Origin of the sequence: Sphingobacterium sp. UGAL515B_05 (assembly GCF_033097525.1) — a bacterium.
GTDB lineage: Bacteria > Bacteroidota > Bacteroidia > Sphingobacteriales > Sphingobacteriaceae > Sphingobacterium.
The window spans coordinates 1,215,553-1,227,952 of sequence record NZ_CP109907.1; the positions used below are offsets into that span (position 1 = coordinate 1,215,553).

The 12,400-nt window shown below is 38.7% G+C and carries 10 protein-coding genes; 5 read left to right on the plus strand and 5 right to left on the minus strand.

The window, feature by feature from the left end; genetic code table 11:
* The first annotated feature begins 16 nt into the window (after nt 1-16).
* Entirely contained in the window at nt 17-853 is an 837-nt protein-coding gene (locus tag OK025_RS04870) for a hypothetical protein (RefSeq protein ID WP_317668533.1), read from the plus strand.
* Nucleotides 854-958: 105 nt separating this feature from the next.
* Here OK025_RS04870 and OK025_RS04875 read toward each other — a convergent pair whose 3' ends face one another.
* Nucleotides 959-2,251 (minus strand): DUF3472 domain-containing protein, encoded by a 1,293-nt coding sequence (locus tag OK025_RS04875; protein WP_317668534.1) that lies wholly within the window; start codon nt 2,249-2,251, stop codon nt 959-961.
* 359 nt (nt 2,252-2,610) lie between these two features.
* Between OK025_RS04875 and OK025_RS04880 the strand changes: the two genes are divergently transcribed.
* Nucleotides 2,611-2,745 (plus strand): hypothetical protein, encoded by a 135-nt coding sequence (locus OK025_RS04880; RefSeq protein WP_317668535.1) that lies wholly within the window; start codon nt 2,611-2,613, stop codon nt 2,743-2,745.
* A 435-nt stretch (nt 2,746-3,180) separates the two neighbouring features.
* Here OK025_RS04880 and argC read toward each other — a convergent pair whose 3' ends face one another.
* From argC to OK025_RS04895, 3 genes are all read right to left on the minus strand, one after another.
* Nucleotides 3,181-4,194, minus strand: a complete 1,014-nt coding sequence (gene argC / locus OK025_RS04885) for an N-acetyl-gamma-glutamyl-phosphate reductase (protein ID WP_317668536.1) — start codon at nt 4,192-4,194, stop codon at nt 3,181-3,183.
* A gap of 102 nt (nt 4,195-4,296) precedes the next feature.
* A complete protein-coding gene (gene argG, locus OK025_RS04890) occupies nt 4,297-5,481 on the minus strand; it encodes an argininosuccinate synthase (protein WP_317668537.1) in 1,185 nt (394 codons plus the stop codon).
* 161 nt (nt 5,482-5,642) lie between these two features.
* Entirely contained in the window at nt 5,643-6,359 is a 717-nt protein-coding gene (locus tag OK025_RS04895) for a GNAT family N-acetyltransferase (RefSeq protein WP_070561978.1), read from the minus strand.
* A 575-nt stretch (nt 6,360-6,934) separates the two neighbouring features.
* Between OK025_RS04895 and OK025_RS04900 the strand changes: the two genes are divergently transcribed.
* Nucleotides 6,935-7,198 (plus strand): hypothetical protein, encoded by a 264-nt coding sequence (locus OK025_RS04900; protein ID WP_075990905.1) that lies wholly within the window; start codon nt 6,935-6,937, stop codon nt 7,196-7,198.
* Between the two features lie 22 nt (nt 7,199-7,220).
* Here OK025_RS04900 and OK025_RS04905 read toward each other — a convergent pair whose 3' ends face one another.
* On the minus strand, nt 7,221-9,329 hold the full coding sequence (locus tag OK025_RS04905; protein WP_317668538.1) for a S9 family peptidase: 2,109 nt from the start codon (nt 9,327-9,329) through the stop codon (nt 7,221-7,223).
* A gap of 326 nt (nt 9,330-9,655) precedes the next feature.
* On the opposite strand from OK025_RS04905, the gene OK025_RS04910 reads away from it, so the two are divergent.
* Both OK025_RS04910 and nth read left to right on the plus strand, forming a co-directional pair.
* Complete coding sequence (locus OK025_RS04910; RefSeq protein WP_317668539.1) at nt 9,656-11,281, plus strand: S8 family peptidase; 1,626 nt, start codon at nt 9,656-9,658, stop codon at nt 11,279-11,281.
* 438 nt (nt 11,282-11,719) lie between these two features.
* Entirely contained in the window at nt 11,720-12,397 is a 678-nt protein-coding gene (gene nth / locus OK025_RS04915) for an endonuclease III (protein ID WP_317669757.1), read from the plus strand.
* The last annotated feature ends 3 nt before the right edge of the window (nt 12,398-12,400 follow it).

The window sequence follows — 12,400 nt, forward strand, 5'->3', positions numbered from 1 at the left end:
ATTAAACAAAAAAATTATGAAGTATTACAGAATTACAGGTATTACTGCTGCAGTAGCGCTCCTAGTAGGCGCTGTTGGGTGTAACAACTCTTCTACGAAAAGTACAGGTGGAGCTGACTCAAGCAGCAGTATGGACACAAATACTGCACAAAAAATGGACTCGATCACCGTTAGTCCTATTGCAGACTCGAAAGAATTTCCTGGAGCTGATTTGCAGATCGCCTCGATCACTGCAGAAAAGGTAGGAACAGACTCCGCAAAAGTAACTGTAAAATATGCGATTAAGAATTTCAAATTGACTGAGATGACTGATGATGCCCATGCTGCCCATATGGCAAATTCGCATGATGGACAACATATTCATTTTATTTTAGACAATAAACCTTACACGGCTCTTTATAAGCCTGAGAATTCCGTAACAGTACCTTTGAATTCGGAACATTACCTGCTCTCCTTTTTATCAAGATCCTATCATGAATCCATAAAAACCACTGAAGCTTCTAAATTGGTAAAATTTAAGATTGATGCAACGGGTAAATTAACGACAGATGCAACACCAAAGGAACCATCACTTTTCTATTCGCGACCTAAAGGTGAGTATAAAGGAGATGAAACAAAAAATCTCCTGTTAGATTTTTACATCGTCAATACCAAACTTGCTCCAGACGGCAACAAGGTAATGGCAGATATCAATGGCCAGACATTTACATTGGACAAATGGGGGCCTTATGAGATAAAAGGCCTGCCAATGGGCAACAATAAAGTAAAATTGACCCTAGTAGATAAGGATGGTAATGCTGTTACCGGAGATAACGTTTCGGTAGAACGTGATATCAAACTGTCTGAAAAATAAATTGAGGACTGTCCTAAACACAAAAGAGTCGCATTAAAATGCGACTCTTTTGTGTTTAGGACAAACTTGGAGCGACAAAAAAATATTGTCTTTATTCCTTTTTGATTAAGGCAGTTTGTCAAAATCAATCTTCGGTGCATTATTTTTATTCCGGAATTCAAACTTACTTCCTGGCTTAACAACGTCATTAAAGAAACCGCCATTTCTAAGGAAGTATCCGTTTTTGGTAATGCCGCCGATTGCATCAATGCGTTGATTTGCACGATAGGTATTATCGACACTGAAAGAAGCCTCCTGTACAGCTTTCCATTGTCCATCATAGACCCATTGATTGCCAAACTCGACCTTTCTACCCAGGTAGCCTTGATTAGGACTAAAGTTCTCTAAGAAACTATGGAATCGTTTCAGATAGGTATTTGTCTGTGGACGTTTGAAGCTTGCGATCACATTCCATGCATTCTCTTCGGGTACAAAAAACCAAGCCGTATAATCAGTATTCCCTTTTCCATCGGGCACGCCTTTCAAGAGAAACTTATAGGTTACCCCTGCTTTCCAAAAGTACTTACGGTAACTCTGTCCGCCTGACCCTTCATTTCCAAACTCACCCGAATGCACATCCTTTCCTTTTTTTAGTAGATGGATTTTTTGCTCATCTGGAATACTTTTCGGGTCATCTGTGTGAAATGGACTCCATACGGAAAATAAGATCCGTCGCTCGGTTTCTGAATTAACCTGTATACCAAAGTAGCCTTCGCCAAAACCATTCGCCATAAAATAGGAACCAACTTTATCTTCTCCTTGAGGGACGGTTACTTCGTTATAATAGTAACTAACGTTACCCTCCGTAGGAACAGTATAATTTAGATGACAAGAAGGGCCTCTTCTGGACCAATAGTAATACTCAGGATCATTGGAAAATAGAAGACCTCCCGAAGCCGCTTCGCCGCTCACAAGCAATTCGGTTACATTGGCAAAATTGCTTCCCGATTTACTTAAGCCTTTTAAATTAACCTGAACGTAACCGGGCGACTTTACCTCAATGGACAGAGGCGCTGTTTCCGACAGCTCAGTACTTTCCACATTCACGATCGCCTTTTTCCCTAGTGCATCAATTTCTATTTTAGATTTCCCAGCATCATTTTTTGCTTTGAGCTTTAATGTTAATTTTCCAGCTTTCTGAGCCCGAAAATAAACTGATGCCACTTCCTGATCGCTTGACCATTTTACAAGGCCATTACGACCGGAAATTTCCGCTTCACCAGCTTGTCCTGCGGTAATGAAAGCATTCCCAGCAAGTGGTACGGCATAAGTCTCCCCTACTGTCTGCGCTATACCGCTTATCGAAAGACAGGATAAAGCTCCCATAAAGAGATACTGGATAAAGTGTTTTCTTTTCATACTTTATTTTTTTTATCAATTTATATATCAACCCTAGGCTAGTTATACTACCTGCGGTTATTAATGCTTGCCATGAATTCGAGATGCTGCCATACTCGAATACTTCACGAAACCAAACTCCTTTAGCTGTTCTGAAACTCAATTTATCAACTACCTTTCTGTTGCACTTTACTATTGAATAAAGAGGGTATCGATTTGTGAAACTGGATTATTTGATGAAGATAAGGCTTAGATTTACAGAAAAAGAAAGGAAATGTATATCAATCGATTGTGTAAAATTTATCTAAGTACATGACAAAATTTATAACAACTTCTGTCAATAGATCCACAATCTAAGCTTGTACATCAACATCTGTACGATGGCACAACGCATCTTTCTAGTTTCCTCGGCCCTCATTACCTTGACGATACAAATATGCACCCGAAATCAAACGATGTCAATAGCAGCAGACAACGGCGAAGAAATACGCCCAAATCCGATGGAAAACGGTTAAAAATGACACCTAAACACAGGACGCCCTGACCTCAATTAGAGTGATCCTTGAGCTTAACAAGGGATAAGGTAGGGTGATCCTTTAGTCGATGTAGTATGTTTCTTGTGGCAAGCTTGAGTGGAGCATAAAATTGCGTTTTTTTTGACCCTGACTTTTTCTTATCCCGAGCTCAGGTTGAACGTGGTTCCGCCTGTAAGATAAACTAAGTTTATCGGAACCTGTGTTGAATGGCTCTAAGATTAAGAATATACGAGTGGAGCTACAAGATAGACAACGCACTTTCTTCAGCAGGAATGACATAAAAAAAGTGAAGGATCTATCCTTCACTTTTCCACACGATGTTAATAAAATGTTGAAAACCTCATTTCGTTTTTAAGGTGATCCCTCAAGTTACTCACAACTTGTTTATATTGCTGTTTGATATCTTAAAAATGGCTAAAAACCAACGCTTTTCAAGTTTAATCCTGTGCGCTCGTCTAAACCGAACATTAAGTTCATATTCTGTACAGCTTGACCGGATGCGCCTTTCAGCAAATTATCGGTCGCATTTAAAATAAGTAGCTTATTTCCGTGCTTTTCGAGGTGGATAATACTTTTATTTGTATTAACGACCTGTTTGAGGTCAATATTTTTAGGACTGACATGTGTAAAAGGATGAGCAGCATAATAGCTCTCGTACAATGCATAGGCCTGCTCTTCAGACAAATCAGTGTCTACATAAATTGCCGAGAAAATTCCCCGGGCAAAATCGCCACGTTGTGGAACAAAATTAATTTTTGCAGCAGCACGTTCCAACAATGATCCTTCTGACACCGGTAAAAATCCCACTTGAAGCTGATCCAATGACTCAGAAATTTCCTGCAAATGCTGGTGTTCAAAAGATTTGTAAGCAGAAAGGTTATTGTTACGCCAAGAGAAATGTGTTGTTGCTCCGGGTTTTTGTCCCGCTCCTGTTGATCCAGTTGTTGCATTAACATGGATTTGATCAGGTAATAAGCCTTTACTCGCTAATGGCAATAAAGCCAATTGGATATTTGTTGCAAAGCATCCTGGATTAGCGATATATTGTGCCGTCTTGATTGCTTCTTTGTTAAGTTCTGGAAGTCCATATACAAATTGTTGCCCTTGATAAGCCGTATTCGCACGAAGACGATAATCTTGCGAGAGATCAATAATCTTCACGGATACATCGATTGGATTTGCATCTAAAAATTTGCGTGCATCACCATGACCAACACATAAAAACAAGACATCAATAGCTGAGTGAAAGTCCGAAGAGAAGGTCAATTCAGTATCACCAAATAAATCATTGTGAACTTCATATAACTTATTTCCTGCATTGGAAGCGCTATTAGCAAATACGATTTCCACCTCAGGATGATAAATCAATACACGTAATAATTCACCACCAGTATATCCTGCCGAACCAATTATTCCTACTCTTATCATTTTCTTGGATTTAGTATTTAGGTATGCGTTATCAAATGTTGGGCAATGTATTTTTTCCGAAGAATTCTACCGCAGGAAAAAATACATTGCACCAAACAAGGTTTATTTTTTATTCACTTTGTGCCAAATGATGGTTTGATTTCCAAAAATTTTGGAGAAACCTTTCACATCATCACCTGTATAGCCTTTATTCATTTCACCGTAGCTTCCGAATTTATTCGACATCAAATCGTGATCAGACTCGACACCAATAACGACAAAACGGTATGGATGAAGTTCGACAATCACTCGGCCAGTCACTGTTTCTTGTGAAGATTGTAAGAAAGCTTCGATATCGCGCATCACAGGATCGTGCATTTGACCTTCGTGCATATAATTTCCGTAGAATGCTGCGATTTGGTCTTTCCACGACAATTGCCACTTGGTTAAGGTATGTTTTTCTAAGGTATGGTGTGCCTTGATTAAAATAACAGAAGCTGCAGCTTCAAACCCCACACGACCTTTGATACCAATGATCGTATCACCAACGTGGATATCACGGCCAATACCATATGGTTGGGCGATTGCCTGCAATTCTTGGATCACTTTAACAGAAGCCATTTTCTCACCATTTAATGCATTAGGCTCTCCCTTTTCAAAATCGATTGTAATTTGCTGCGGCTCTGAAGAAGTCACTGGAGTTGGCCATGCCGACTCTGGTAAGTATTGGTTGGATGTCAATGTTTCTGCTCCACCAACAGAAGTACCCCAAAGACCTTTATTGATGGAGTATTTTGCTTTTTCAGCAGAATACTCTACACCATGCTTATTCAAATACTCAATTTCAGCTTCACGCGACAATTGTAGATCACGGATTGGGGTGATAATTTCCACTCCTGGAATCAGGGTCTGGAAAATCATATCAAAACGTACTTGGTCGTTTCCTGCACCTGTAGATCCATGCGCAACACATTCAGCACCAATTTTCTTTGCGTAGTTTGCAATTGCAGTTGCTTGGCATACACGCTCAGCAGATACTGACAATGGATAAGTCGCATTTTTTAACACATTGCCAAAAATCAAAAATTTAATAGTTTCGCGGTAATAGTCTGCCGTTTCGTCTATAGCTGTATGTGATTTCACACCTAAAGCATAAGCACGTTCTTCAATATTTTTTAATTCTTCATCCGAAAAACCACCTGTATTTACAACTACGGAATGAACTTCTAAACCTAAATCTTGTGTAAGATAAATACAACAGAATGAAGTATCTAATCCGCCACTAAATGCTAAAACTACTTTTTTCATTAGAATGTTATTTTATGAGTGTTTGTTTTCAACGGCTGATTTAAGCTCGTTTCACTCGGTTTTTTAGTATTATGTTGAGAGAACCTTGAACTGATCTCGTTATTATGAACATCTTCAGTTACCTGTTACATCTATTTTCAATATAATCGCTCGGCCTTAGCTTAATATCCTTTTGCGACTTTGTTATGCTTCGGAAAATTGACAGCAATAAATTTATTGGCCGATTTCCAAAACTTCGCCTGTATACGCTTTAGCAGAGACTGTTTTTGTGTAATTCTTTCCAAACGTTCTTTCGCTTCATGCTTGCGCTGGATCTTCTCCCGCAATTCACGTTCTTTCTCTTCGGGATCCCAAAGCATGGCGGTACACATGCAGTTTTTACGGTCTTTACTCATCAGGATCTCATAATTCACGCAGCTCTGACAGCCCTTCCAAAATTCATCATCGGAAGTCAATTCGGAATAGGGAACCGGTTCATAGCCTAGTTCTGAATTGATTTTCATCACGGCGAATCCGGTTGTCAAACCAAAGATCTTCGCTTTAGGGTATTTCTCACGTGAAAGCTCAAAGACTCTTTTTTTGATTGCTTTTGCCAAACCGACTTTTCTGAATTCGGGATTGACAATCAAACCTGAGTTAGCGACATAATCACCATGACCCCAAGTTTCTATATAACAAAAACCTGCCCATCGGCCATCTCTATGTAAAGCAATCACTGCTTTACCTTCATTCATCTTGTTGGCAACGTATTCTGGTTTACGACGCGCAATACCAGTACCACGAGCCTTTGCAGACTCGAACATTTCGTCGCAAATAACCTCTGCATAATGTGCATGCTCAGGTTTAGCCGGGATAATTAAAAAATCTGATATAGTCATTGACTTACGACCCTAATAATAAAACAACAACTACTGTTGCGTTTTGTTACTAAATAAATTAAAATAATGGATTCAAAACCATCGGACAATCATGGTCTTGCTTGGAAAGATTCACTACCTCAAATCAAGCCCGAGGTAGTATAGGTCGTCGGAGGCGTAAAACAGGTATTTCTACAAAAATGAAAGCACAAAAAACCTTCTTCATAAACTTCTCAAAAGTTTGAATATAAGAATAATCGTTCTTTTTGTTCTGTTTCATTTCTTTATGCTCTGTCAATTGTTTCTGACGATGCAAATGTATAAAAATATTTTTTTCTTTTCCACAATATTCTCTTTGATTTTTTGCAAAAATTAAAAATTTACAATCCACCGTCAAAACCTTCCTGCAAGCTTCATTTTCAAGCAATTAATCCACAACAAGTCGGTAATAGAACGATCACATTAGCGATATTAATTTGACAATAAAACGGATAAAGGTTTAAGGCTTTATCAATTGAAATTGTTGTTTTTTCTATCGGTTCGTTATTTTTAGTCAAAAACGATACTTTTGTAGGGATCATTTAATGGAGAATAGTATGTCACCGAGTTTAATTTTCTATATTATTTTTGCCGTCCCTTACATTATCTTTATGTATTGGCTCGTCAAACAGGACAAGCATAAATATGCCTGGGGAATAGCAATCATTACTATTGTTGCCCTATTAGCGATCTACGTATCGCAGAAAGCCAGTAAAGTGGCCATGGACAATTATCAACAGCATCAGATCGATTCTAGAGAGATCGAGCGGGAAGAGCGTTTACAAAAACAACAGGATAGCATTAATCATGCTCAACAATAAAAAAGCGGCTAATGCCGCTTTTTTATTGTTCGTTTGTATAAATTGGAATAATCCCTTCCAATTTAAAGAGAAAAGCATATTCCAATGCAATTTCCTTCAAATAGTCAAATCGACCCGATGCCCCACCATGACCATAATCCATATCTGTTTTCAACAGTAAAACCGCATCTCCTATTTTAGTAGCTCTCAGTTTTGCTACCCATTTTGCTGGTTCAAAATACTGCACCTGACTATCGTGCAGCCCGGTTGTGACCAATAAATTAGGGTATTCTTTTGCTTCAATGTTTTCATATGGAGAATAGGCCTTCATATAATAATAGGCTTCCTTCTCATTGGGGTTACCCCATTCATCATACTCATTTGTAGTCAACGGTATTGTATCATCCAACATGGTATTCACCACATCTACAAATGGCACCTGAGCTATTATGCCATGATATTGCTCAGGCGCAATATTAGCGATTACACCCATCAGCAAACCTCCGGCACTTCCCCCTTGCGCATAGAGATGTTCGGGCATACAATAATGTTGATCAATCAGGTATTTACCACAATCCACAAAATCATAAAAGGTATTCATCTTGTGCATCATTTTTCCATCTTCATACCATTGGCGCCCCATTTCCTCACCGCCTCTGATATGTGCCAAGGCATAGATAAATCCACGATCCAACAGACTCAGTCGATTGCTCGAAAAAGTGGGATCCATCGACGCACCATAAGATCCGTAGGCATATTGCAATAATGGAGCTGAACCATCAAGTTTGGTTCCCTTTTTATAAACAATAGAGATGGGCACTTGAACACCATCTCTTGCTGTTGCAAAAACACGTTCGGTGATATATGCGGTTTGGTCATACCCGCCCAATATCTCCTGTTGTTTTAACAATACTTTCTTCTGCTTAGCCATATCATATTCATAGACTGAGCTTGGTGTCACTAAAGAAGTATAGCCATATCGTAACTTATCACTGTTGTATTCAACATTAATACCCGGATATACCGTATAGGCAACTTCTCCGAAATCCAAATAGTGCTGATGCTGACTCTTTAAATTATAAATTGCCAATTGGGTCAATCCATTTTTCCTTTCAGCAATCGCCAAAAAATCCTTAAACTCTTCAATATCGCTGACCAATACATCCGGTCGATGGTCTATGAATGGCTGCCAGTAGCTGCGATCTGTACGATCTAAGGGACATTGCATGATTCGGAAATTAATAGCTCCATCATTGGTCAGTATTAAGAACCGATCTTCCAATGCAACAACCGAATAGAGAACATCCTGTATCCTAGGCTGAAAAATACGAAATTCCGATTGTGGTGAATCAGCATTTAATAACCATATTTCTGAGGACAATGTTCCTTCAGAATTGATCATAATATATTTTCCATTTTTGGATTTACCAACTCCGATATAATTTGTGTTATCTTTTTCTTCGTACACAAGCACATCTGCTGCCGGATCGCCCCCCAATGTATGCCGCATAATCTTTTCACTAAGCAAGGTAACAGGGTTCTTGGCCGTATAGAACAAGGTTCGATTATCATTTCCCCAAATAGCGGCTCCCTCTGTATTCTTTATCTGGTCGGGATAGATTTCTCCGGTCTCGATATTTTTGATAAATATGGTATATTCTCTCCGAGAGACAGTATCCACACTAAAGGCAAGCAAAAGATTATCCGGACTCACAGAAAATCCTTTTGCCGTATAATATGCGTGCCCTTCGGCAAGCTGATCTACATCCAACAGCACTTCCTCTTCGCCCTCCAGTGTCCCCTTTTTCCGACAGAATTTAAAATATTGTTTTCCCTCTTCTGTCCGGCTATAATAATAATAGCCATTTTTGTAATAAGGCACAGACTCGTCCTTTTCCTTAATCCGGGATTTCAATTCATGAAAAAGATTTTCCTGTAAATCTACCGTATCTTGAAGCATTAAATTGGTATAATTGTTTTCCTCTTCCAGATAGTCAATAACTTCTTGCGATTTTTCTCCTTTTTTAAAGTAATCAATCATCCAGTAATAATCATCTTGCACAGTATCATCATGTATCTTTCTGACATGGGGGTAAACTGCTGCCACTGGGGCCATCACGTTAGGCCAAACTATTTTCTTATTTTGTTGCATTCGCTCTATTATACACTAATCAATATATATTCTTTCTTATCCTAGCTATCTAGATCGTCTAAATAAAACAGGAGACTCTTAGAAATGGTTTGAATTTAAGATATTTCGTCAACAGTTTGCTAAGAGAGATGGATTATAAATACTTTTAATAAAAATTAACAGTTCAGAAGAGGCATTAGCATTATCTTTGCTATTCTGCTATAGGCAGGAATATGCGAGTTTACAAGCTCATGAAGAAAATTTAAAATAAACAGGAGAGAATAACCAGGTGGAACGCGTGCATTGCAACAAATGAAAGCAGACACTTCATTAAGAATTATTTACATATGAATTTAAAAAAATCACTATATCTAATTGCTTTAGGATCATTGCCACTTATCTCTTTCGGACAATCTGATACCATTCCAGCAAATTGGTTCAATTTGGATTATAAAACAGATGGGGTCATGGGAATCAGTACCGAAAAAACGTATAAAACGTTATTGAAAGGAAGAAAATCTACTCCAGTCATTGTTGGGGTATTGGATGGAGGTGTTGATGTTTATCACGAGGATCTCAAAGATGTTGTGTGGATCAATACGAAAGATAGTCTCGCGAATGGTATAGATAATGATGGCAATGGCTATATTAATGATAAATACGGGTGGAACTTCATTGGTAACGCAGATGGAAAAGATGTGCAATTCGACAACTTGGAATTGACAAGACAACTTAGGATCCTGGATAAAAAGTTTGCAAATATTACAGCAGCAACAGAACTCAATGAAGCTGGCCGAAAAGCTTTCACTAGTTATCAAAAGATGCTTGCCAAATATAAAAACAAGCTAGAAGAAGCTAAGATGGGCCAATTTTCCTACGATGCGCTCAAACGCAACATAGATGCTGTCGTCCGTGAAATTGGTAAAAAACCCGAAGATATCACACAGGATGATATAGACAATTTCAAAGCGACCACAAACACGCAACGTATCGCACTTGGCTATGCAAAGGATGAAATCAACAACGGCGGCTTCGCCAAATTTTTTGATGATATCACCGAAGGCGCAAAATATTTCAACAATCAAGTTGATTATCATTTAAACAAAGCATACGATTCTCGACCTATTGTTGGAGATAATTATGAAGATGCTTCAGAGCGACACTACGGAAATGCTGATGTAAAAGGACCGGACGCATTACATGGCAGCCATGTCGCAGGAATCATTGGTGCAAAACGTAATAATAATATTGGTATCAACGGAGTAGCGGACAATGTTAAAATACTCACAGTTAGACTTGTCCCTGATGGTGATGAGCGTGATAAAGACGTCGCAAATGCCATTCGCTATGCAGCAGACAATGGCGCCAAAGTACTTAACATGAGCTTTGGAAAGAGCTATGCCTATAATAAACAAGCTGTAGATGACGCGATCAAATATGCTGAATCCAAAGATGTACTGATGGTGCATGCCGCGGGGAATGACAGTGAAGATAACGATATAGAGCCTAATTTTCCGATGAAGTATTATACGGATGTAAAAGGTGATACAACCGGAGTTGCCAATGCTTGGATCACAGTTGGCGCAACTGGCCTTCATTTGGATAATGAACTTTTGGCTGATTTTTCGAATTATGGTAAAAAGACTGTCGATGTTTTCGCACCGGGAGTCCATATCAACTCTACTGTGCCAGATTCCAAATATAAAGAAGAACAGGGTACGAGTATGGCTGCACCTGTTGTTGCAGGTTTAGCCGCAATGATCCGTTCTTATTATCCCAATTTAAGTGCTGTAGAAACCAAACAGATTATTATGGAATCTGTGGAAAAGCCTGATCAACTTGTACAGGTAAAAGTTGGTGAAGATGCCAGCAAAACGGTTCGATTAGCAGACATTTCGGTCACTGGAGGAATCGTTAATGCGTATAACGCTATTATAAAAGCGGAGGAATATACTAACAGAAAGAAAAAATAAATATTTTCTCGTTTTTTATACCAAAACTATCTTTTGTCCGTTTAATTAATTAACTTACAGAGACAAAACAACAGATGCTTATGGTAGAAAACTTTACCCAATCAGAAAACGAAGTTCAAAATTTGCTAACCCAAAACGAGAAGGTAATGACAGACGAGGACATAGAAAATGAATTGAAACTTCAATTGCCAAAAATGTTGCTTCATCCAAGCAAAAGATGTATAGAGAATATCCTAGCATATTCTAAACAACTGGAAAAAAGAAAGGCCTAATCTGCAGATTAGGCCTTATTTTTTAATCTTAATATCGCCTTGATTTACCTGCAGTCTGAAACGGTCGGAACTTGCTTCCCGCTTTGCGCGCTAAAATCAGACTATTCCACTTTTACTAGACGTCAAAATTTCTTTTTTGATGGAAATTTTGGCTAGTTTTGAACCGATGTTAAAACAAGAACGATACAAGGCTTTCGTAGATTATTTCTCCAAAAATAGTCCTGACGCACAGACAGAACTCAACTATAGCAATCCATTTGAATTACTGGTTGCTGTTATTTTATCTGCACAGTGTACAGATAAAAGGATCAACCAAGTCACGCCCAAATTGTTTGCACGCTACCCAGATGCACACAGCTTGGCAGCCTCTAGTGTAGATGAAGTATTTAGCTATATCAGATCGGTAAGCTATCCAAATAATAAGGCCAAACACCTTGTAGGAATGGCTCAGCTACTCATTGAAAAGTTCGACAATATTGTCCCCGAAAAAATTGAGGATCTTGTGAAACTTCCGGGTGTGGGTCGAAAAACTGCTAATGTTATTTCTTCTGTTGTTTATCATAATCCGGCTATGGCCGTAGATACACATGTTTTCCGTGTTGCAAACCGTCTTGGGCTAACCTATCGTGCAACAACACCATTGGCCGTGGAAAAACAGCTGGTAAAAAATCTCCCTAAAGATACAATTGCGATCGCCCATCATTGGCTAATCTTACATGGACGTTATATATGTCTGGCCCGAAAGCCAATGTGTGAGAAATGCCCGATCACTTATATGTGCAAATACTTTGAAAAAAATCACCATATAAAAAGTGTCTCAGCTATAACAGAGATAGAAAACTAATTT

Coding starts and splice junctions, on each gene's coding strand:
- argG (WP_317668537.1), bottom strand. CDS start 5,481: ATGAAAAAAGTAGTTTTAGCATTTAGTGGCGGATTAGATACTTCATTC.
- argC (WP_317668536.1), bottom strand. CDS start 4,194: ATGATAAGAGTAGGAATAATTGGTTCGGCAGGATATACTGGTGGTGAA.
- OK025_RS04895 (WP_070561978.1), bottom strand. CDS start 6,359: ATGACTATATCAGATTTTTTAATTATCCCGGCTAAACCTGAGCATGCA.
- OK025_RS04905 (WP_317668538.1), bottom strand. CDS start 9,329: ATGCAACAAAATAAGAAAATAGTTTGGCCTAACGTGATGGCCCCAGTG.
- OK025_RS04880 (WP_317668535.1), top strand. CDS start 2,611: ATGGCACAACGCATCTTTCTAGTTTCCTCGGCCCTCATTACCTTGACG.
- OK025_RS04910 (WP_317668539.1), top strand. CDS start 9,656: ATGAATTTAAAAAAATCACTATATCTAATTGCTTTAGGATCATTGCCA.
- OK025_RS04870 (WP_317668533.1), top strand. CDS start 17: ATGAAGTATTACAGAATTACAGGTATTACTGCTGCAGTAGCGCTCCTA.
- OK025_RS04875 (WP_317668534.1), bottom strand. CDS start 2,251: ATGAAAAGAAAACACTTTATCCAGTATCTCTTTATGGGAGCTTTATCC.
- nth (WP_317669757.1), top strand. CDS start 11,720: ATGTTAAAACAAGAACGATACAAGGCTTTCGTAGATTATTTCTCCAAA.
- OK025_RS04900 (WP_075990905.1), top strand. CDS start 6,935: ATGTCACCGAGTTTAATTTTCTATATTATTTTTGCCGTCCCTTACATT.